The sequence below is a fragment of the Kitasatospora sp. NPDC056651 genome, assembly GCF_042792155.1.
Lineage (GTDB): Bacteria > Actinomycetota > Actinomycetes > Streptomycetales > Streptomycetaceae > Kitasatospora.
On record NZ_JBHTWX010000055.1, the window covers coordinates 26984 to 46887 of the forward strand.

General features: G+C 73.8%; 18 protein-coding genes. 11 read left to right on the forward strand and 7 right to left on the reverse strand.

Going from position 1 to position 19904, the window contains the following annotated elements; genetic code table 11:
- Positions 1-43: 43 nt before the first annotated feature.
- Complete coding sequence (locus ACFRAR_RS21720) at positions 44-1636, forward strand: helicase HerA-like domain-containing protein (protein WP_380699759.1); 1593 nt, start codon at positions 44-46, stop codon at positions 1634-1636.
- 21 nt (positions 1637-1657) lie between these two features.
- Here ACFRAR_RS21720 and ACFRAR_RS21725 read toward each other — a convergent pair whose 3' ends face one another.
- Positions 1658-2824 carry a hypothetical protein gene (locus ACFRAR_RS21725; protein ID WP_380699760.1) on the reverse strand — a complete coding sequence of 389 codons (1167 nt, stop codon included), beginning with the start codon at positions 2822-2824 and terminating at the stop codon, positions 1658-1660.
- Positions 2825-2940: 116 nt separating this feature from the next.
- Positions 2941-3612 carry a rhomboid family intramembrane serine protease gene (locus ACFRAR_RS21730; RefSeq protein ID WP_380699761.1) on the reverse strand — a complete coding sequence of 224 codons (672 nt, stop codon included), beginning with the start codon at positions 3610-3612 and terminating at the stop codon, positions 2941-2943.
- 84 nt (positions 3613-3696) lie between these two features.
- Between ACFRAR_RS21730 and ACFRAR_RS21735 the strand changes: the two genes are divergently transcribed.
- On the forward strand, positions 3697-4215 hold the full coding sequence (locus ACFRAR_RS21735) for a YbhB/YbcL family Raf kinase inhibitor-like protein (RefSeq protein WP_380699762.1): 519 nt from the start codon (positions 3697-3699) through the stop codon (positions 4213-4215).
- A 9-nt stretch (positions 4216-4224) separates the two neighbouring features.
- Entirely contained in the window at positions 4225-5115 is an 891-nt protein-coding gene (locus tag ACFRAR_RS21740; protein WP_380699763.1) for a hypothetical protein, read from the forward strand.
- A 32-nt stretch (positions 5116-5147) separates the two neighbouring features.
- Here the strand turns inward: ACFRAR_RS21740 and ACFRAR_RS21745 are convergent, their stop codons facing one another.
- On the reverse strand, positions 5148-6110 hold the full coding sequence (locus ACFRAR_RS21745) for a helix-turn-helix transcriptional regulator (protein WP_380699764.1): 963 nt from the start codon (positions 6108-6110) through the stop codon (positions 5148-5150).
- Positions 6111-6219: 109 nt separating this feature from the next.
- Here ACFRAR_RS21745 and ACFRAR_RS21750 point away from each other — a divergent pair, with 109 nt between their 5' ends.
- Positions 6220-7704, forward strand: coding sequence for an MFS transporter (locus tag ACFRAR_RS21750; RefSeq protein ID WP_380699788.1), 1485 nt, complete (start codon positions 6220-6222; stop codon positions 7702-7704).
- A 108-nt stretch (positions 7705-7812) separates the two neighbouring features.
- Here the strand turns inward: ACFRAR_RS21750 and ACFRAR_RS21755 are convergent, their stop codons facing one another.
- Positions 7813-8457 (reverse strand): HhH-GPD-type base excision DNA repair protein, encoded by a 645-nt coding sequence (locus ACFRAR_RS21755; RefSeq protein ID WP_380699765.1) that lies wholly within the window; start codon positions 8455-8457, stop codon positions 7813-7815.
- A 426-nt stretch (positions 8458-8883) separates the two neighbouring features.
- On the opposite strand from ACFRAR_RS21755, the gene ACFRAR_RS21760 reads away from it, so the two are divergent.
- The 3 genes from ACFRAR_RS21760 (at position 8884) to ACFRAR_RS21770 (ending at position 12899) form a co-directional block, all read left to right on the forward strand.
- Positions 8884-11343, forward strand: a complete 2460-nt coding sequence (locus ACFRAR_RS21760) for a germacradienol/geosmin synthase (protein ID WP_380699766.1) — start codon at positions 8884-8886, stop codon at positions 11341-11343.
- A gap of 152 nt (positions 11344-11495) precedes the next feature.
- Entirely contained in the window at positions 11496-12302 is an 807-nt protein-coding gene (locus ACFRAR_RS21765) for a VOC family protein (RefSeq protein ID WP_380699767.1), read from the forward strand.
- Between the two features lie 84 nt (positions 12303-12386).
- Positions 12387-12899: a DinB family protein gene (locus tag ACFRAR_RS21770; RefSeq protein WP_380699768.1), complete on the forward strand. Its 513-nt coding sequence runs from the start codon at positions 12387-12389 to the stop codon at positions 12897-12899.
- Between the two features lie 34 nt (positions 12900-12933).
- Here the strand turns inward: ACFRAR_RS21770 and ACFRAR_RS21775 are convergent, their stop codons facing one another.
- Positions 12934-13665: an ArsR/SmtB family transcription factor gene (locus ACFRAR_RS21775; RefSeq protein WP_380699769.1), complete on the reverse strand. Its 732-nt coding sequence runs from the start codon at positions 13663-13665 to the stop codon at positions 12934-12936.
- A gap of 151 nt (positions 13666-13816) precedes the next feature.
- Here ACFRAR_RS21775 and ACFRAR_RS21780 point away from each other — a divergent pair, with 151 nt between their 5' ends.
- Positions 13817-15244 (forward strand): hypothetical protein, encoded by a 1428-nt coding sequence (locus tag ACFRAR_RS21780; protein ID WP_380699770.1) that lies wholly within the window; start codon positions 13817-13819, stop codon positions 15242-15244.
- Entirely contained in the window at positions 15241-16014 is a 774-nt protein-coding gene (locus ACFRAR_RS21785; protein WP_380699771.1) for an isocitrate lyase/phosphoenolpyruvate mutase family protein, read from the forward strand. Before ACFRAR_RS21780 ends, ACFRAR_RS21785 begins: the two co-directional genes overlap by 4 nt.
- Before the next feature lie 38 nt (positions 16015-16052).
- Here the strand turns inward: ACFRAR_RS21785 and ACFRAR_RS21790 are convergent, their stop codons facing one another.
- Positions 16053-16817: a TetR/AcrR family transcriptional regulator gene (locus ACFRAR_RS21790; protein WP_380699773.1), complete on the reverse strand. Its 765-nt coding sequence runs from the start codon at positions 16815-16817 to the stop codon at positions 16053-16055.
- 267 nt (positions 16818-17084) lie between these two features.
- Here ACFRAR_RS21790 and ACFRAR_RS21795 point away from each other — a divergent pair, with 267 nt between their 5' ends.
- Together ACFRAR_RS21795 and ACFRAR_RS21800 are read left to right on the forward strand one after the other, a co-directional pair.
- On the forward strand, positions 17085-18599 hold the full coding sequence (locus tag ACFRAR_RS21795) for an MFS transporter (protein ID WP_380699774.1): 1515 nt from the start codon (positions 17085-17087) through the stop codon (positions 18597-18599).
- Positions 18600-18752: 153 nt separating this feature from the next.
- The gene (locus tag ACFRAR_RS21800; RefSeq protein ID WP_380699775.1) at positions 18753-19460 is read left to right on the forward strand and encodes a helix-turn-helix domain-containing protein; all 708 of its coding nucleotides are present in this window, start codon (positions 18753-18755) and stop codon (positions 19458-19460) included.
- Positions 19461-19473: 13 nt separating this feature from the next.
- Here ACFRAR_RS21800 and ACFRAR_RS21805 read toward each other — a convergent pair whose 3' ends face one another.
- Positions 19474-19875, reverse strand: coding sequence for a VOC family protein (locus ACFRAR_RS21805; protein WP_380699776.1), 402 nt, complete (start codon positions 19873-19875; stop codon positions 19474-19476).
- Between the last annotated feature and the right edge of the window lie 29 nt (positions 19876-19904).

The following is a 19904-nucleotide window of genomic DNA, read 5'->3' on the forward strand; positions in this document are numbered from 1 at the left end:
GAAGCGTTCCGAAGCGTTCCGATCCGCTCAGGAGTGTGCACCGATGTCCTCCGACCTCACCCCGCCGGCCGTCCGGGAGATCGCCGACGGGTACGCCTTCGCCGGTCCCGCCCTCGAACTCGGCGCGGTGCTGCTGGACGGCACCGCGTACCCGGACGCCCCGGTGCGCATCCCGCTGGGCGTGCTCAACCGGCACGGGCTGGTCGCCGGGGCCACCGGCACCGGCAAGACCAAGACCCTCCAACTCATCGCCGAGCAACTCTCCGAGCAGGGCGTGCCGGTGTTCCTGGCCGACATCAAGGGGGACGTCTCCGGCGTCGCCGCGCCCGGGGTCCCGAGCGACCGGACCACCGCCCGGGCCGCCGAGGTGGGGCAGCAGTGGGAGCCGCGGGGCTGCCCGGCCGAGTTCTACGCGCTCGGCGGGCAGGGCGCCGGCATCCCGGTCCGGGCCACCGTCACCAGCTTCGGGCCGCTGCTGCTGGCCAAGGTGCTCGACCTGAACGAGACCCAGGAGTCCTCGCTCAGCCTGGTGTTCCACTACGCCGACCGCCAGGGCCTGGAGCTGTACGACCTCAAGGACCTCACCGCGGTGATCGCCTTCCTCACCTCGCCCGAGGGCAAGGAGGAGTTGAGGACCATCGGCGGGCTCTCGGCGGCCACCGCCGGGGTCATCCTGCGCGCGCTCACCGTGCTGGGGAACGAGGGCGCCGGGGCCTTCTTCGGCGAGCCCGAGTTCGACACCGCCGAGCTGCTGCGGACCGCGGCGGACGGCCGGGGCGTGGTCTCGGTGCTGGAACTGCCCGCCGTGCAGGACCGGCCGCGGCTGTTCTCCACCTTCCTGATGTGGCTGCTCGCCGACCTCTACCAGGAGCTGCCCGAGGTGGGCGACCTCGACAAGCCCAAACTGGTCTTCTTCTTCGACGAGGCGCACCTGCTGTTCAGGGGCGCCTCCAAGGCCTTCCTGGAGGCGATCACCCAGACGGTGCGGCTGATCCGGTCCAAGGGCGTCGGCATCTTCTTCGTGACCCAGACGCCGCGGGACGTACCGTCCGACGTGCTGGCGCAGTTGGGCAACCGGGTGCAGCACGCGCTGCGCGCCTTCACCCCGGACGACGCCAAGGCGCTCAAGGCCACCGTCTCGACCTTCCCGCGCTCCTCGTACGACCTCGGTGCGGTCCTGACCTCGCTGGGCACCGGCGAGGCGGTGGTCACCGTGCTGTCCGAGAAGGGCGCGCCGACGCCGGTCGCGGCGACCAGGCTGCGGGCGCCGCGGTCGCTGATGGGGCCGATCGAGGCGGCGGACCTGCGGGCGGTGGTGGACGCCTCGCCGCTGACGGCGCGCTACCGGGACGCGATCGACCGGGAGTCGGCGTACGAGAAGCTGGCGGCGCGCGCTCCCCGACCGGAGGCGGCGGCGACCGGGCCGGTGCCGACCGGGCCGGCGCCGGAAGCGCCGGGACGACAGGAGACGCCCGCGCCGCGGCGGCAGGCGCCGAGGGAGAAGGAGGCGGCGGGCGGGCTGCTCGGCTCGCTGCTGAGCAACCCGACCGTGAAGTCCTTCGCGCGCTCGGCCGGCCGCCAGCTCGGCCAGGAGATCTCGCGCAGCCTGTTCGGGACGTCCAAGCGGCGGCGCTGACCGGCCGGCGGCGCCCGTCGGTCAGCCGGCGAGCGCGGCGCCGATCCGGTCCAGGGAGGACAGCCGCATCAGCCCGTAGTTGTAGAACTCGACCTCCGGGACGCCGAGTTCGCGCAGCGTGGCGAGCTTGGCGGCGAGGTTCTCCGGGCCGTCGCAGTCGGAGGACATCGGGCGCAGGATCACCGCCATGGACTGCGGGCGGACGCCGTGCAGGGCGAAGGCGGCGATCTTCTCCCGGACCTCCGCCGGGGTCTTCGCGTAGCCGAGGGTCTCGATCTGGTCGGTGACCCGCGCGAGGGCGGGCAGGTCGATGCCGGAGAGCCAGCCCTTGCCCGGGCCGCCGCCGTCCATGAAGCTCAGCCGCATGCCGTGCCGGTGGGCCTGCTCGGTGAGTTCGGCGGCGAGCGAGGTGACGGTGGCGGCGGAGGCGTCCACGTAGGCGGCGAAGGCGCCGTCGGCGAGGGCGCTCAGGTCGGCGGGCTCGGCGGCCGCCGACTCGTCGGCCAGCCGGCGGCGCAGCTCGGTGCGCACCGCCTCGGCCACCTGCTCGGCCGGGACGCCGGCGGCGGTGGCGGCGGCGCGGCAGTGCGGGCAGAAGCAGACGCCGAGCAGGGCCTCGGCGGTCGGGCCCAGTTCCTCGAAGTAGCGCTCGTGGTGGTAGCCGTGGCGCAGGCCGTGGAAGTGCAGGGACTCGGCGCGGATCGCGTCCACGCCGTACCGGGCGAGTTCGGCGACCAGGGTCAGCGCGTACTCCCGGACCTCCGGGTTCGCCGGGCAGAGCTCGGTGAGGTGGCGGTCGCCGAAGGCGTTGGCCGGGGCGCAGTCGGGGTGGGCGAAGCCGAGCCGGTCGTTGTGGCAGAAGACCGTCCAGGCGTGCAGCTTCAGTCCGCGGCGGCGGGTCTCCTCGGCGGCCTCGGCGAAGGGGTCCCGCTCCCCCAGCGCGGTGGACGGGACGGGGGCGAGCCGGCGGCCCCGCCAGGCGGCCGGGTCGGGGCGGAAGTACGCCGCGCCCGGCTCCAGGTAGCGGACCACCCGGCGGGGGTTGTGCGGGAAGACGTCGCGGGCCTCGTGGTAGACGGAGGCCAGGGTGACCCCGCCCACTCCGGCGCGGTCGGTGAGGTTGCCGAAGAAGGTGTCGGCGCCCTCGTCGAGCAGGTCGGTGGCGAAGGCGAGGACGGACGACTCCACGGTGCGGCTCCGGAGCTGGGGGAGGGTGAGCTGTCCACGCTAGCCGCAGGGGTGGAATTGGTCTATACCTGACGCGCCCGGGCCCGGGTGCGTCAGGCGAGACCCGAAAAGAGGGCCTAGATGCCCAGGTCGTCCAGCTGCTTGAGCAGGGCGGCGCCCGGGCTGACCGGGGTGGCGGCCGTCCGTGCGGCGGGCTTCGGGGCCCGCTGCCCGGCCGGGCGGTCGCGGAGCAGGAAGGCGGCGGCTATCCCGCCGACCAGCCCGCCGAGGTGCCCCAGCCAGCTGACGCCCGGGGTGACCGGCAGCACGCCGATCAGGATGGTCGAGTAGACCGCCGCGACCGCGACGCCGACCACCGCGTCCAGCACGTTGCGGTCCAGGACGCCGCGCAGCACCACGTAGCCGAGGTAGCCGAAGACCATGCCGCTGGCGCCGGCCGTCACGGTGTTCGGGCTCTCCAGCAGCCAGACCGTGAGCCCGCCGGACACCATGATCACCAGGCTGGCCAGCAGGAACTTCCGCATGCCCCGGTAGGCGGACAGGAAGCCGAGCACGAACAGCGGCCAGGAGTTGGCCTCGATGTGCTCCCAACTGAAGTGCAGGAACGGCATGGTGAACATCTCGGGCAGGTCGCCGATCCGCTCCGAGCGCAGCCCGAGCTCCCGCGACAGCCCGTAGTCGTCCAGCCAGTTGAGCACCTGGACGGACCAGATGACGGCCTGGACGCCGAGCATGGTGAACAGCGCGTCGCGGGAGTCGGAGAACAGACGGGTCATTCTGGAGGCCATGTTGCCGACTCTAGGGGCGTCGGGATCGCACGTGCACCCCATTACAGTGACGGTGTCGTTCCGACTGTGAGAGGTGACCGTTCCATGACTGTGCGTCCGCCGTTGCCCTACGAGTTCCTGCCGCAGGTGCCGTCCTTCCAGCTGAGCAGCGAGGACTTCACCGAAGGCGGCACACTGGGCCGGGAGTTCATCCACGCCGGTGGCAACCTCTCGCCGCAGCTGGCCTGGTCGGGCCTGCCGGAGGGCACCCGGAGCATCGCGGTCACCTGCTACGACCCGGACGCGCCGACCGGCTCCGGCTGGTGGCACTGGCTCGCCCTCGACCTGCCCGCCGACACCGTGGAACTGCCGCGCGGCGCCGGCTCCTCGGACGGGAGCCTGCCGGGCGGGGCCTCCTTCCACGCCCGCAACGACTTCCCGGGCAACCGTTACGACGGCGCCGCCCCGCCGCCCGGCGCCCCGCACCGCTACGTCTTCGCGGTGCACGCGCTGGACGTGGAGGAGCTGGACGTCGCCGCCGATGTCCCGCCGGCCCAGGTGGGCTTCAACCTCACCTTCCACACCATCGGTCGCGCCCTGCTGACCGCCGAGTACGGGGTCTGATCCATGGCGGTGTCCGATCGTCCGGTCGAGGTCTGGCGGCTGCCCGAGGAGGAGTGGCGGACCGGCCTCCGGGCCGTGACCTGGACGGTCGGGCCGGACGGCGAACTGGCCGTCCTGCTGGTGCCGGAGCAGTACGTGGGACCGGTCGGGTCGTGGCCGCCGGTCCGGACGCCGTACGACGCCGAGGTGGTGGTGCTGGACCGGAGCGGGGAGCGCCGGGTGCCGCTGTCCGGGCTCGACTGCGTGCCGGACCACCTGGCGCTGCTGCCGGGCGGCCGGCTGCTGCTGGTGGCGGTCCGGGCCGAGCAGGACGGCGACAAGTGGCTGCCCAACGGCTTCGTGTACGGCCCCGACGGGACGCCCGGCGGGGAGCTGCTGCTCGGCGACGACACCCCCGTGCTGGTGACCGACCGCGGCGGGCGGATCTGGATGGCCTACGGCGACGAGGGCGTCTACGGCGACCACCCGATGTCCCACCCGGGGCTGACGGCCGCCGACACCCACGGCCGGGTGGTCTGGAGCCCCGACCACGGCAAGGACCTCCCCGGCTACCCGCTGGAGGGCCTGGCCGGCGCGACCGAGGGCCGGTACGCCTGGCTGGCCTGGTACCCGAGCTCCTCGGGCAGCTACCTCACCCGGGTCGACGCGGCCGACGGGACCTCGACCACGGTGCCCTGCCCGGTCCGGCAGCCGGTCGGCGTCGCGGTCCGCGCCCGCGAGGGCGTCTTCCTGACCCGCGGCGGCGAGCTGACCTGGCACCTGCTGGTCGGCAGGACGTGGAAGCGGACCGGGAAGCGCAAGCTGGACGTGCTCGGCGACCTCGACCGGCACCGCGCGTACGGCCGGGACGGCGTGCTCTGGTTCCGCTCCGGCAACGGCTGGTTCCGGGTGGCGGCCTAGCCGGGCCCTGCCCGGTCGACAGGACGCGGCCCTCAGCCCTCTCCCGCCGCGTGCCGGGCACGGGCGGCCAGCCGGCGCAGGTGCTCGCGCAGCGCCGGCGGCTCGTGCACCTCGAACTCGCAGTCCAGCGACAGCAGCCGCATCGCCGTCCACTCCAGCGAGTCGGAGCGGGAGCGGAGCACGCAGCTGTGCTCGTCGAGCGGCTCGACCTCGGCGTCGCCCGGCCGCAGGCCCCGGCGGACCCGCTCGGCCGGGGCGTGCACGGTGGCGACCACGGCGCCGCTGGGTGACGGGCGGCGCAGCTTGCCCGCCACGTACGCGGCGGCGTCCTCGGCGGGCAGCTGGCGCGGGGTGAAGCGGACACCGGTGGCTTCCGGGCCGGCCAGCCGGTCGACCCGGAAGAGCCGCCAGTCCGCGCGGTCGAGGTCGTAGCCGACCAGGTACCAGCGGCGGCCGACCGAGACCAGCCGCTCGGGCTCGACCTGCCGCCTGGTCTCGGCGCCGTCGTACGCCCGGTAGCCGAAGCGCAGCCGCTCCCGGGCGGTGACGGCGCGGGCGAGCACGGTGAGGTCCTCCGGGTCGACGGTCGGGCCGTCCCCGGTGAGCAGCGGCACGGTCGCCGAGTTGAGCGTCCCGACCCGGTGCCGCAGCCGGCCCGGCAGCACCTGGAGCAGCTTGCCGAGCGCCCGGACCGAGGCCTCCTCGATGCCGACCACGGCGTGCCCGGCCGCCGCGCGGAGCCCGACCGCGATGGCCACCGCCTCCTCGTCGTCCAGCAGCAGCGGGGGCATCGCGGTGCCCGCGACCAGCCGGTAGCCGCCGACCGCGCCCATGCTGGCCCGCACCGGGTAGCCGAGTTCGCGCAGCCGGTCGATGTCGCGCCGGATGGTGCGCGGGCTGACGCCGAGCCGCTCGGCGAGCTCGCTGCCGGGCCACTCGCGCGGGGTCTGGAGCAGGGACAGCAGGCTCAGCAGCCGGGCCGGGGTGTCGGTCATGGCCTCCAGCATGCCGGAACAATTGGGACAGGACCTGACCTACATGGGCCGTACTGTCATGGGTGTCGAGGCGAGCGTCTTGGGCGTGAAGAAGGAAGAGGAGTACGGAATGGGCACCGCGGCAGCGGACCGGAGGAGGTGGATCGCGCTGACGATCGTGATGGTCGCCTCCTTCATGGACCTGGTGGACGTCACCATCGTCAACATCGCGATCCCGAGCATCCAGCAGGACCTCGGCGCCACCTTCAGCGCCATCCAGTGGGTGACCGGCGGCTACGCGCTGGCCTTCGCGATCGGCCTGATCACCGGTGGTCGGCTGGGCGACATCCACGGCCGCAAGCGGGTGTTCCTGATCGGGATCGGCGGCTTCACCCTGGCCTCGGCGCTGTGCGGGCTGGCCTCCGGGCCGGAGATGCTGGTCGCGACCCGGCTGCTCCAGGGCGGGACGGCGGCGCTGATGGTGCCGCAGGTGCTGTCGATCATCCACGCGAGCTTCCCGGCGGAGGAGCGCGGCAAGGTGTTCGGCCTGTTCGGCGCGGTGGTCGGGCTGGGCGCGGTCTCCGGTCCGCTGATCGGCGCGCTGCTCACCGAGTGGGACCTGTTCGGCCTGGCCTGGCGCCCGATCTTCCTGATCAACCTGCCGGTCGGCATCGCCGGGCTGCTGCTCGGCCGCCGCTTCATCGACGAGTCGAAGGCCGACCAGGCGCTGAAGCTGGACCTGGTGGGCGTGGCGCTGGCCAGCCTCGGCCTGCTGATGCTGATCTACCCGCTGACGCACGGCCGGGAGGCCGGCTGGCCGCTCTGGGGCTACCTGTCGATGGCCGGGAGCCTGCCGGTGTTCGCGCTGTTCGTGCTCTACGAGCGGGTCAAGACGCGGCGGGACGGCTCGCCGCTGGTGGAGCTGGCGCTGTTCCGGGTGAAGTCCTTCGCGGCCGGGATCTGCGTGCAGCTGGCCTTCGGCGTGGCGCTCGGCATCTACTTCCTGGTCTGGACCCTCTACATGCAGGTGGGGCTGGGCTGGAGCCCGCTCAAGGCCGGCGCGACCGGCATCCCGTTCTCGATCGCGGTCTCCACGGCGGCCGGGCTCTCGGTGCAGAAGCTGGTGCCGCGGTTCGGGCGCAAGGTGCTCCAGACCGGCGCGCTGGTGATGGCGGCGGGCGTGCTCGTCTACATCTGGGAGGCGGACCGGTACGGGTCGGCGATCACGGCCTGGCAGATGGTGCTGCCGCTGGTGGTGATGGGCCTCGGGATGGGGCTGATCGTCGCGCCGATCACCGACGCGGTGCTGGCGGAGGTGCCGCGCGAGCACGCCGGTTCGGCCTCCGGGCTGATCAACACCGTGCAGCAGGTGGGCAACGCGCTCGGGCTCGGCCTGGTCTCGGTGGCCTTCTTCGGGGCGATGGACGACGTGGTCGCGCCGGAGGCGGTCGGGACGGCGTTCGGCGGGGCCTTCGTCCACGCGATGTGGTGGGTCGCCGGGGTGCTGCTCGTCGTCTTCCTGCTGATGTTCGCGCTGCCGCGGCGGCGCAAGGCGGCCGGGCCGGTCGCCGGGTCCGGTGCGAGCGCGCAGGAGCAGGAGCCCGTCCTGATCTGACGGAGCGCCCCCGTTCGCGGGCCCCGGTCGCGCGGCGCGGCCGGGGCCCGCGTCGCGCACTGGGAGGGCCCGGTCCCCGTACGGTCGGCCGGCTGGGTCGGCCGGCGGTCAGCGCACACCGGTCGGGGCGGGGGCGGCGGTGGTGCGGGTGGTGGTGCGCGGCTTGGCGGCGGCCTTGGCCTCCTTCGCGGCGCGCTTCACCTCCTGCTTGAACTCCCGTACCAGGGTGAGGGAGTCAGGACCGGTGATGTCGGCGACCGAGCGGTGTGCGCCCTCCTCGCCGTACGCCCCGGCCGCCTCGCGCCAGCCCTCGGGCCGGACCCCGTACTGCTTGCCGAGCAGGGCCAGGAAGATCTGCGACTTCTGCTTGCCGAAGCCGGGCAGGGCGTTGAGCCGGCTGAGCAGTTCCTTGCCGGTGCGGACGTTCTTCCACAGCGCGGCGGCGTCGCCGTCGTACTGGGCGACGAGGAACTGGCAGAGCTGCTGCACCCGTTTGGCCATCGCGGCCGGGTAGCGGTGGACGGCGGGTTTCGCGGAGAGGAGCGCGACGAACTCCTCCGGGTTGTAGGTGGCGATCTCGTGGGCGTCCAGGTCGTCGTGGCCGAGGCGCTGGGCGATGGTCAGCGGGCCGGTGAACGCCCACTCCATCGGGACCTGTTGGTCCAGCAGCATGCCGACGAGCGCGGCGAGCGCACTCCGTCCGAGCAGTTCGTCGGCCTCGGGCTGCTGTGCGAGCCGAACGGTGACGTTCATGGGCTTGCCCTCCTCGGAGTTGACGTCGGGTCGGCGCCCAGTCTGGTGGAAGCGGCGTTGGCGCACGCGGTCAACACGCCCGTAGCGTGGGAAGTCTTGTCCGTTCAAGGCCCTTGCCAGTGCTGCATTGTTCGTTGGCGGAGCGGTTCCCGCGCGTGTCGGCGGGGCGGCGCGGACAATTTTTTGCCCGCGTCCGGGGTGCCGTCGGGGCGGTCGGTGGGGCGGTCGGTGGGGCGGTCGGTGGGGCGGGTTCTCCGGGGGCGGGCGTGGGGGTGCGGGACGGGCGGGATTGCGCTCGGCCGGGTGGGTGGTTCTGCGTGGGGTCTGCGAGTCATTTCATATGACTGTTTCTGTTGTGGCGGTGTGGCGACCTGACGGCAGGTCATCCTTTGTCCACATCGACGCGTCCAGAGAGGCCTGCCCGCCGTGACCCAGCCGTTCGAACTGCCGTCCTTCTACGTGCCGCACCCGGCACGCCTCAACCCCCATCTGGACGAGGCACGGGCCCATTCCACCGGCTGGGCCCGGGAGATGGGCATGCTGGAGGGTTCCGGGATCTGGGACCAGGCCGACCTGGAGGCCCACGACTACGGTCTGCTCTGCGCCTACACCCACCCCGACGCCTCCGCCGAGGTGCTGTCACTGGTCACCGACTGGTACGTGTGGGTCTTCTTCTTCGACGACCACTTCCTCGACATGTACAAGCGCACCAACGACCGCGAGGCGGGCAAGATCCACCTCGACCGGCTGCCACTGTTCATGCCGGCCGACCCGGCCGCCGAGATGCCGGAGCCGGGGAACCCGGTCGAGGCGGGCCTGGCCGACCTGTGGCGGCGCACCGTGCCGTCGATGGGCGAGGACTGGCGGATCCGGTTCGCCGGGAGCACCCGGAACCTGCTCGACGAGTCGCTGTGGGAGCTCGCCAACATCGGCGAGGGCCGGGTGGCCAACCCGGTCGAGTACATCGAGATGCGCCGCAAGGTCGGCGGCGCGCCCTGGTCCGCGCAGCTGGTGGAGTACGCGGCCGGGGCCGAGGTGCCGAAGGAGGTGTCGGGTTCACGGGCGCTGCGGGTGCTGATGGATGCCTTCTCCGACGGGGTGCACCTGCGCAACGACATCTTCTCGTACCAGCGGGAGGTGGAGGACGAGGGCGAGCTGAGCAACGGCATCCTGGTGCTGGAGCGGTTCCTGGAGTGCTCCACCCAGGAGGCCGCCGAGGCGGTCAACGACCTGCTCACCTCGCGGATCCAGCAGTTCGAGAACACCGTGTTCACCGAGCTGCCGGTGCTGTTCGCGGAGACCGGGCTCGATCCGGCGGGCCGAGCCCGGGTGTCGGCGTACGTCAAGGGCCTCCAGGACTGGCAGGCCGGCGGGCACGAGTGGCACCTGCGCTCCAGTCGCTACATGAACGGCGGTGGGACGGCGGCGGGTTCGGGCGGCCCGGGTGATGCGGTGGCGCCCGGCTCCGGGGGTCTGCCGAGCGGGCTGCCGGGGCTCACGGACGGGCCGGGCGGCGGCAACTGGTGGGACCAGTACGCGATCGGAGGGATCGGCACCTCGGCGCTGGACATCCTGCGCCGGGGCGCCGTGGGCGGCGCGCAACCGCCGGTGGCGGCGGCCGAGAGCGCGAAGGGCCCGGCCGAGCGGCGGGCGCGGTCGCACGCCCACGTGCCGTACCAGGCCGTCGGGCCCTCCCGGGTACCCGAGTTGACGCTGCCGTTCGAGCGCAGGGTGAGCCCGCACCTGGACGGCGCCCGGGAACGGGTGGTCGAGTGGGCCGGGCGGATGGGGCTGCTGGCGGCCGAGCCCGGCGTCCCCGCCTCGGGCATCTGGGACGCCGAGTCGATGCGCGACTACGACCTCCCGCTCTGCGCGGCCGGCATCCACCCGGACGCCACGGCCGACCAACTCGACATCGCCTCGGCCTGGTTGGCCTGGGGAACCTGGGCCGACGACTACTACCCCCAGGCCTTCGGGCGCACCCGCGACCTGGCCGGCGCCAAGGCGGCCAACGGTCGGCTGTCGCTGCTCATGCCGGTGGACGGCGCCCCCGGGGCGGAGCCCGTCAACGCGCTGGAACGCGGCCTGGCCGACATCTGGGAGCGCACCGCCGGTCCGATGACCGTCGAGGCCAGGGGCCGGTTCCGGGCGGCGGTCGAGACCATGCTGGACAGCTGGATCTGGGAGTTGAGCAACCAGATCCAGAACCGGATCCCGGACCCGGTGGACTACCTGGAGATGCGCCGTTCCACCTTCGGCTCCGAGCTGACCACGAGCCTCGCCCGCCTCGGCCACGGTCAGACCGTCCCGCCGGAGGTGTACGACCACGGTTCGATGCGCGCGCTGGAGAACTCCGCGATGGACTACGCGTGCATGATGAACGACCTCTTCTCGTACCAGAAGGAGGTCGAGTACGAGGGCGAGCTGCACAACACCGTCCTGGTGGTGCAGAACTTCTTCGACTGCGGCTACGACGCGGCCGTCCGGATCGTCGACGACCTGATGCACTCGCGGCTGGACCAGTTCCAGCACGTCGCGCGGAAGGAACTCCCGGTCATGTACGAGGACTTCGGGCTGGAGCAGGCGGCCAGGGAGCTGCTCGACGGGTACGTGGTGGAGCTGGAGAACTGGCTCGCCGGCATCCTCGGTTGGCACGAGGGCTGTCTCCGGTACGGCCCGGCGGACCTGGAGCGGCACTTCGGTGCCGGACGGGACCTGGCGGAGGCCTCACAGGCCCGGCGGGCGGCCACGGCGGCGGAGGCGCAGACGCCGGCCGGTGCGGTGCCGGCTGGTGCGGTGCCGACCGGTTCGGTGCCGGCCGGTGCGGTGCCGCTCGGCCCGACAGGCCTGGGGACGGCCTCGCTGCGGCTGTCGGCGGGCGGCTGAGGGACGGCTGAGGCCGGAGGGCGGCCGACGGCGAAAGGGCGCACCCGCGCGGCCATCCCGCGCGGGTGCGCCGCCTCGTGGCTAGGCTGGCGAACCGGGGGCCGGCGTGCGCCCTCCGGCGCACGCGCTTCGCCACACACGAGGGCAGAGAGATGGCTGCGCTACCTGAGGGCACACCCTGTTGGGCCGACGCGATGTTCACCGACCTGGAGGGCGCGAAGGCCTTCTACGGTGACGTGCTGGGCTGGACCTTCGGCGAGAGCTCGTCGGAGTACGGCAACTACACCCAGGCGTACTCGGACGGCAGGGCGGTCGCCGCGATCGTGCCGCCGATGCCGGGTGCGGAGGGCACGCCGGTGCGGTCCGCCTGGTGCCTCTACCTGGCCTCGCCGGACGCCGGCGCCACCGCGGCACGGATCCGCGCCCACGGCGGCGAGGTGGTCATGGGGCCGATGCAGATCGGCGACTTCGGCACCATGGTGATCGCCAAGGACCCGGCGGGCGTGGTGTTCGGCGTCTGGCAGGCCGGGCGGCACGAGGGCTTCGAGAGGCAGGGCGAGCCCGGTGCGTACAGCTGGGCCGAGCTGGTGACCCGGGAGCCCGCGAAGGCCGACGCCTTCTTCCCGGCGGTCTTCCCGTACGGCGTGAAGAAGATGGCGGGCGGGGACTTCGACTACCGGATGTACCAGGTCGGCGAGCGGGCCGTGCTCGGCCGGATGGCGGCGGAGGGCGACTTCCTGCCGCCCGAGGCGCCCTCGTACATCAGCGTCTACTTCGCGGTGGAGGACACCGACGCCGCGATCGGGCGGCTGACGGAGCGCGGCGGCCGGGTGTACTTCGGGCCGATGGACAGCCCGTTCGGCCGGTTCGCGGCGGTCGGCGACCCGCAGGGTGCGGCCTTCGGACTGATCGACCTGGGGCGGACGGTCGGCGAGCCGCCGCGGACGGAGGACGCCTGATGGAGCGGGCGACGGCGGGACGGCCAGCGGCGGGACGGCCGACGGCGGGGCGGCGGGCGGCGGGGCGGCCGCGGGAGGCGGCTCATGGGTGAGCGCGAGGAACTGGTCGAGACGCTGGACCGGCACCGCGAGCTGCTGCGACGCACCGTCCGCGACCTCACCGACGAACAGGCGGCCGAGCGCACCACGGTCAGCGAGCTGTGCCTCGGCGGTCTGATCAAGCACGTGGCGGCGGTCGAGGCGCGTTGGGCGCGGTTCATCACCGGCGGCGCGGAGGCGATGCGCGGCCGGGACGGCGACCGGCACGGGCCAGGCGACCCGGACGCCTGGGCGGCCCAGTTCCGGATGGCGGAGGGCGACACGCTGGCCGGGCTGCTCGCCGAGTACGAGCGGGTGGCGCGCGGGACGGACGAGCTGGTCCGGACGCTGCCCGACCTCGACCTCGGCCACCCGCTGCCGCCGGCGCCCTGGTTCACGCCGGGGGCGGCGTGGTCGGCCCGGCGGGTGGTGCTGCACCTGATCGCGGAGACCGCGCAGCACGCCGGGCACGCGGACATCATCCGGGAGTCGCTGGACGGGGCGAAGTCGATGGGCTGATCCGGCGGGGGCCTGGTCGGTACGGGGCGGAGGGTCAGGGCAGCTCGACGCCGAGGAGTTCGCGCAGCGCCCGGCCGCCGTCCGGGGTGACCCGCAGGGCCCGGCCGGAGCCGATCCGCTCCACCCAGGCGCGGTCCAGGGCGGCCCGGCAGAGCGCCGCGCCCAGCGCCCCGCCCAGATGGCTGCGGCGCTCCGTCCAGTCCAGACAGCTGCGCACCAACGGGCGTCCGCCCCGGTGGCCCGCGCGCGGCGGCAGCTCGATCGCCTGCGCCGCCAGCCAGTCCCGGCCGCGCTCGGTGACGGCGAGCCCGCCGTCCTCGGTGACCAGGCCGCCCGCGATCAGCGCGTCCGAGACGGCCACGCCCAGACGGCCGGCCAGGTGGTCGTAGCAGGTGCGGGCACGGGCCTCGGCGCTCAGCCGGGTGGCCTCGCCCAGGGTGCGGGGCGCGGCCGCGGGGCCGTTCACCCGGCCGGTGCCGGTTCCAGGGCCGGGGGCGGGGGTGGTCTCGGCGAAGGCGGTGAGGTCCTCGATCAGGGTGGCCACCGAGGGGCCGGCCAGCCGGACGTACCGGTGCCGGCCCTGTCGTTCCTCGGCCAGCAGGCCGCCCGCGATCAGCCGGGACAGGTGCTCGCTGGCCGTGGACGGTGCGACGCGCGCGTGCCGGGCCAGTTCGCCGGCCGTCCAGGCGCGGCCGTCGAGCAGTGCGGTGCAGAAGGCGGCGCGGGTGGGGTCCGCGAGCAGGGCGGCGAAGGCGGCGAGCGTCATGCCTCCATGGTCGGGGCTCGCGCTCGCGCTCGGTGGCGGTGGCGGGGGCGGATGCGGCGGTGCGGGCGCGTACGGGGAGGAGGGCATGCCTCCAGGGTCGCTCCGGGACGGTTCGGCGGGGGCCGAAACGACCCGGGGCCACGATGACGGCATGAGCGAAACCCCGGTGGTCTCCGGACCCGCGACGATGACCTTCTCCCGCTACGACGACGTGACGGCGGCGCTGGCCGACCCGGCACTGGTGCCGCCGCCCGCCGCCACCTTCCCCGGCGTGGGCTCCGGCGTGGACTCCGGCACGGTGGCCTGGCTGCGGTCCGCCGTCGCCCGGTTCAGCTCGGGCGAGCCGCACGCCCGGCGCCGGGCGCTGGTGCTGGCCGACCTGGAACGGCTGGACCCGGCCCGGCTGCGGGTGGCGGCGGCCGGCGGGTTCGAGTCCGACATCCGGCTGAGGGTGGTCCGGGTGCTCGCGGCGGAGCTCGGCCTGGCCGACCCGGAGGCCGTGGCGCGGGACGTCGCGGCGGTGTCCGAGGCGTACTTCACCGCCGTTCCGGACGACGCCGAGGCGGCGGTGGACGCTGCCGCGGACGCCGCGGACGCGGCGGTGGCCCGGCTGCTGCCCGCGATGGGTGCCCCGGACGAGGAGACGGCCGCGAACCGGATCGGCCTGCTCGTCCAGGCCTGTGACGCCACCGCCGTGCTGGTCGAGGGGGCCCGCCGGACCGGGGACGGGCTGCGCGGCGTGCTGCGCGCGGACCCGCCGGTCCGGACGATGCGCCGGCTCGCCGCGCGGACGACCGAGCTCGGCGGAACGGCGGTGCCGGCCGGGACGGTGGTCCTGCTCGACATCGCGGCCGCCCAGGCCGGGGCGCCCGAGAGCGTCACGCTCACCTTCGGCGCCCCGCCGCGGATGTGCCCCGGCCGCTCCCAGGCCCTGGCCGTCGCCGAGGGCATCCTGTACGGCGCCTCCGATCCGGCGGACACCGCGACTCCGCCCGCGCCGGATCTCGGCAAGGGTGAACTCGCTGCACTGGTACCGGAGATGGTCGACCACGTACTCGCCCTGGCCGCCACCTGGACGGGCTGGGGCGGCCGTCCGATCGTCAACGCGGACGGGCGAACCTACGCGCCGCACAAGGTGGTTCGCCGGATAGCCGACCATCTCCTGGACCACCTGGCCGAGTTGGAGGCTCGACTGGCCGGCGAACCGACCGAGCCGGACCACTGGCACGCCTCCGCCACCACCACCCCGGCGGACCTCGCCCCGTTCACCACCGCCGACCTGGACGAGGCCCGCAGCCGGCTGACCCGCCTGGCCGGGATCTGGTCGCGGCGGGTCGCCGCGCTGCCGGACGAGCGGTTGGACGACTCGCCGGGGGTCGGCTGGAGCTTCCGGCAGATCGTCTGCCACGTCTCCGAGGCCGGGTACTACTACGCGAACTCGCTGGAGGACCTGCCGGGTTGTCCGGCGGAAGACCTGAAGGAAACCCGAATGGAAAGCCGAATGGAAAGCCGAATGGAAAGCCGAATGGAAAGCCGGACGGAAAGCCGGACGAACGAGCCCCAGGAGACGGACCGATGACCCCCTTCGCCGCCCTGCACCACCGGCCCGGCAACCCGCTGCTGCTCCCCAACGCCTGGGACCACGCCTCGGCCGTCGCCCTCGCCGCCCAGGGCCACCCCGCGATCGGCACCACCAGCCTGGGCGTGGCGGCCGCCGCCGGTCTGCCCGACGGCGCCGCCGCCACCCGCGCGCAGACCGTACGGCTGGCACAGCGGCTCGGGCGCGGCGGCTTCCTGCTCAGCGTGGACGCGGAGTCCGGATTCAGCGACGAACCGGACGAAGTCGCCGAACTGGCAGTGGAGTTGGCGCGAGCCGGTGCGGTCGGCATCAACCTGGAGGACGGCCGGGCGGACGGCAGCCTGGCCCCGGCCGCCCGGCACGCCGCGAAGATCGCGGCGGTGAAGGCGGCCGTGCCGGAGCTGTTCGTGAACGCCCGCACCGACACCTACTGGTGCGGCCGGGACGCCCCCGAAGCGGAGGCGCTCCGGCGTCTGGACGCCTACCAGCAGGCGGGCGCGGACGGCGTGTTCGTCCCAGGGTTGGCCGATCCGGCGGCGATCGCCCGGATGGTCGGCGTACTCGCCGTCCCGCTCAACATCCTCTGGTCGCCGTCCGGCCCGGGCCTCGTCGACCTGGCCGCGCTCGGGGTGGCCCGGGTCAGTCTGGGCTCGCTGCTGTACCGCGCGGCGCTGGCGGCGGCGGTGGCCACGGCGGCCGCCGTCGCGGCGGGCGAGCCGGTCGGCCCGGTGCCGGGGTACGCCGAGGTCGGGGCGCTCGGCGGGAGTTGACCGATTCCGGGGGGTTGACCGCTTCCGGGGCGGCGGCCTCAGCCCTGGTGGCGGGCGTTCAGGTTCGCCTCGATCCCGTCCAGGATGACGTTGACGCCGAGGGCGAAGCTGCCGTCCCGGCCCGCGGCGACATCGTCCGGCACCTCCGTGGTGTACAGCCGGTGCAGTCGCGGGAACTCCTTGGTGGCCTCGATGACGGTGGGCAGCAGCTGGTTCATCCACTCCTGCTCGTCCTGGCCGCTGCGGGCCAGCGAGGTCACCCAGGAGGCCTCCACGCAGGCGGTCCCGATGGTGTAGCCCAGCACCGCGCTCATCGCGATGTTCGCTTCGCCGAGCTTGAAGCCGGCCGTCTCCATGACGGCGAGCATGGACTCGGAGAGTCGCATCCAGTTGGGGCCGAGGTAGATCATCCCGACGTCGCCGATCACCGAGACCATCCACGGGTGGTGCATGATGGCCGCGCGCATGCTCTCGGCGCACTCCATGACCTTCTCGCGCCACACCTTCGGGTCCTCCGAGCCCTCGGCCTCGGGCCGCGGGAGGGTGCCGAAGACCTCGTCGACGACCAGGGCGAGCAGTTCGTCCTTGTTGGCGACGTGGGTGTACAGCGAGGTCGCGCCGGCGTTCAGCCGGGCGGCGAGCTTGCGCATGCTCAGTGCCTCGATGCCGTCGGAGGCCAGCAGCGCGAGGGCCTCGGCGACGATCTGGTCGCGGCTGAGGGCGGGCTGCTCCCGCCGTCGCTGCGGGCGGCTCCAGGGCAGGGGCATGCCCGGGGCCGAACCGTCCTCTGACTTGGCCGCCATCGGGCCCTCCTCACCAATCGTCCGGATCGATCCCGTCCGGTTCGGCACAGCTTGCCGCAGCCCGCCACAACGCGCTGGGAACAGTGTACGGCGGAGCGAACAGTGTGCGGAGGGCGAACGCTGTTCGGCGTTGCGAACAGTGTGCGGCATCCGTACAGTGTTCGGAGCGGCGCACACCGTACCCGTGGGGACGGAGGGCGGTGTGCCCGCGACGACTTCCGAAGATCGGAAGATCCGAAGACCCGCAGGTCCGAAGGGGGAAACGCCGTGGAACGGCATCCGCAGCGCTGGCTCATCCTGGTCGTGCTCTGTCTCAGCAGCCTGGTGCTGGTGATCGACAACATGGTGCTCACGGTGTCCATCCCGCCGATCGCGGAGGACCTCAAGGCCGGGGCGCAGGACATCCAGTGGATCATCGACTCGTACATCCTGGTGTTCGCCGGCCTGCTGCTCACCTCGGGCAGCCTCTCCGACCGCTTCGGACGGCGGAAGGTGATGATCGTCGGCCTGGCCCTGTTCGGTGCCGCCTCACTGGTCGCGGCATATGCCGGCAGCCCCGGTGAGCTGATCGCCGGGCGCGTCCTGATGGGCGTCGGCGGCGCACTGGTCATGCCGAGCACGCTCTCCATCCTGATCACCGTCTTCGACGACCAGGAGCGCCCGAAGGCGATCGCCGCCTGGACCGCGGTGGCCATGGTCGGCCTGGTCGGCGGCCCGGTGCTGGGCGGCGCGCTGATCGCGCACTTCTGGTGGGGCGCGGTCTTCCTGCTCAACGTGCCGATCGCGGCGGTGGCCATCGTCGCGGCCGTGCTGCTGATGCCGGAGTCCAAGGGGCCGTGGCGCCGGCCCGATCTGCCGGGCATGGTGCTGTCGATGGTCGGCATGACGGCGCTGGTCTGGTCGATCATCGTGCTGCCCCGGGACGGCTTCGCCAGCGCGAGCACCCTCGGCGGGTTCCTCCTCGCCGTCGCCGCGCTGACCGGGTTCGCCGTCCGGCAGGTCCGCACCGACTCGCCGATGGTCCCGCTCAAGCTGTTCCGCAACCGGGTCTTCACCGGCGCCAGCTTCTCCCTCGTCCTGCTGACCTTCGCCACCGGCGGGCTGATGCTGGTCCTCACCCAGCACCTCCAGTTCGTCCTGGAGTTCTCGCCCACCGACACCGGCCTCGCCTTCCTCCCGCTGGCCGTCGCCTCGCTGGCGTTCAACGTGCTGGGCGCGGCGCTCGGCAAGAAGCTCCCGGCGCGGCTGCTGACCTCGATCGGCATGCTGGTCATCGCGGGCGGCTTCGGACTGCTGGCCACCCTCTCGGTCGGCGACGGCTTCGCCAAGGTCGTCCTGGCCATGCTGGTGCTCGGCGCCGGTTCCGGCCTCGGCATGCCGGCCGCCGCCAACGCGCTGATGAGCGCCATCCCCAGCGAGCACGCGGGCGTCGGCTCCGCGCTCAACGACACCATCCAGCAGTCCGGCGCGGCGCTCGGCGTGGCCATCCTCGGCACCGTGCTCTCCAGCACCTACACCGGCGCGATGCCCGACACGGCCCCCGCCACCGCCCGCCACGACATCACCGGTGCGCTCGCGACGGCCGGCTCCACCGGGGACGGCGGCCTGGTCGCGGTCGCCCGCGAGGCCTTCAACACCGCCACCTCCACCACCTTCACGGTGGGCGGCATCGCGGTCGTCGCGGCCGCGGCGCTCACCCTGGTCCTGATGCGCGACGCCCGGAAGGCCGCCGACCCGGACGCCGGCGTCCCGGCGGCGCCGCGGACCGAGCCGGCCGCCTGACCACGGCCGGCCGCCGGCCGCAGCCAGCCCCGACGACCTCGACGACCCTGACGACCTCGATGGCCCCGACGGCCCCGACGGCCCCGACCGCCTCGCGCGCTCGGGGCCATCGGCGTGTGCACGCCCCCGCCCCGCGGCGCGTAGCCTCGCGTCATGTCTTCCGAGTACCTGGAGCGCGCGTCCCGGCTGCCCGGTGCGGTCGTGTGGACGAAGGCGGCCCTCCGGCGCGGCGGTGCCACCCAGGCCGGGCCCGTCCTGCCCGACGGCTGCATGGACCTGCTGTGGACCGAAGGCCGGCTGCTGGTCGCCGGACCGGACACCCGGGCCTTCCGCCCCGGCCCCGGACTGGACGGCCCGTGGGTCGGAGTACGGTTCCGCCCCGGCGCCGCCCCCGCGCTGTTCGGCGTCCCCGCACACGAACTGCTGGACCACCGCGTCGAGTTGGCCGACCTGCGGCCCACCGCCGAGGTCCGGCGCCTCACCGAACGCGTCGACGCGGCCCCCGACCCGGCCGCCGCCCTGGAGGCCCTGGCCCTGCGCCTGGCCGCCGAGGCGCCGCCCGAGGACCCCCTGGTCCGCGCCGTCGTCGCCTCGCTCGCCGCCGGCCGCTCCGTCGCCGCGACGGCCGCGACGGTCGGCCTCGGAGCGCGCCGGCTCCACCGCCGCTCACTCGCCGCCTTCGGCTACGGCCCCAAGACCCTCGCCCGGATCCTGCGCATGCAACGCGCCCTGGCACTCGCCCGAACCGGCGTCCCGCTGGCCGACACGGCGGCCCGGACCGGCTACGCGGACCAGGCGCACCTGGCACGCGACGTCCGGCAGCTGGCCGGAACGCCGGTGACCGCCCTGCTGCGCCCGTAGTCCCTCCACGCCGCTACAACGGCGCGAGCAGATCCACCCCGTTGCCGTCCGGGTCGCGCACCACGGCGTACCGCTGCCCCCAGAAGGCGTCCCACGGCTCCAGCTCCCCGTGGTACCCGGCCCCGGTCAGCTCCCCGTACAGCGCGTCCACCTCTGCGGGACTCCCACAACGGAACGCCAGCGCGCCGCGCGCACCACCGCTCGGCGCCCGCCAGCCGGGGTGGAACGACCGGATGGTCTCCTCGCTGTCGAGCACCAGCAACGGCCCGCCCGGCAGCTCGCCCTCCACGTGCCCCTCGCCCTCGACCCCTTCGGGAAACCCCACCCCCAACCGGCGGTAGAACCCGACCGAAGCGGCCACATCCGCGACGACCAACCCGACGAACGCGAACCGCGGTGCACCTGTGATCTCCATGCCCGCCACGCTAGGCAGCACCCGGACAC

Bases quoted from the DNA above. Each gene is read 5' to 3' on its own strand.
- ACFRAR_RS21800 (WP_380699775.1), top strand. From the start codon at position 18,753: ATGTCTTCCGAGTACCTGGAGCGCGCGTCCCGGCTGCCCGGTGCGGTC.
- ACFRAR_RS21805 (WP_380699776.1), bottom strand. From the start codon at position 19,875: ATGGAGATCACAGGTGCACCGCGGTTCGCGTTCGTCGGGTTGGTCGTC.
- ACFRAR_RS21750 (WP_380699788.1), top strand. From the start codon at position 6,220: ATGGGCACCGCGGCAGCGGACCGGAGGAGGTGGATCGCGCTGACGATC.
- ACFRAR_RS21720 (WP_380699759.1), top strand. From the start codon at position 44: ATGTCCTCCGACCTCACCCCGCCGGCCGTCCGGGAGATCGCCGACGGG.
- ACFRAR_RS21785 (WP_380699771.1), top strand. From the start codon at position 15,241: ATGACCCCCTTCGCCGCCCTGCACCACCGGCCCGGCAACCCGCTGCTG.
- ACFRAR_RS21790 (WP_380699773.1), bottom strand. From the start codon at position 16,817: ATGGCGGCCAAGTCAGAGGACGGTTCGGCCCCGGGCATGCCCCTGCCC.
- ACFRAR_RS21745 (WP_380699764.1), bottom strand. From the start codon at position 6,110: ATGACCGACACCCCGGCCCGGCTGCTGAGCCTGCTGTCCCTGCTCCAG.
- ACFRAR_RS21780 (WP_380699770.1), top strand. From the start codon at position 13,817: ATGAGCGAAACCCCGGTGGTCTCCGGACCCGCGACGATGACCTTCTCC.
- ACFRAR_RS21765 (WP_380699767.1), top strand. From the start codon at position 11,496: ATGGCTGCGCTACCTGAGGGCACACCCTGTTGGGCCGACGCGATGTTC.
- ACFRAR_RS21770 (WP_380699768.1), top strand. From the start codon at position 12,387: ATGGGTGAGCGCGAGGAACTGGTCGAGACGCTGGACCGGCACCGCGAG.
- ACFRAR_RS21730 (WP_380699761.1), bottom strand. From the start codon at position 3,612: ATGGCCTCCAGAATGACCCGTCTGTTCTCCGACTCCCGCGACGCGCTG.
- ACFRAR_RS21775 (WP_380699769.1), bottom strand. From the start codon at position 13,665: ATGACGCTCGCCGCCTTCGCCGCCCTGCTCGCGGACCCCACCCGCGCC.
- ACFRAR_RS21735 (WP_380699762.1), top strand. From the start codon at position 3,697: ATGACTGTGCGTCCGCCGTTGCCCTACGAGTTCCTGCCGCAGGTGCCG.
- ACFRAR_RS21755 (WP_380699765.1), bottom strand. From the start codon at position 8,457: ATGAACGTCACCGTTCGGCTCGCACAGCAGCCCGAGGCCGACGAACTG.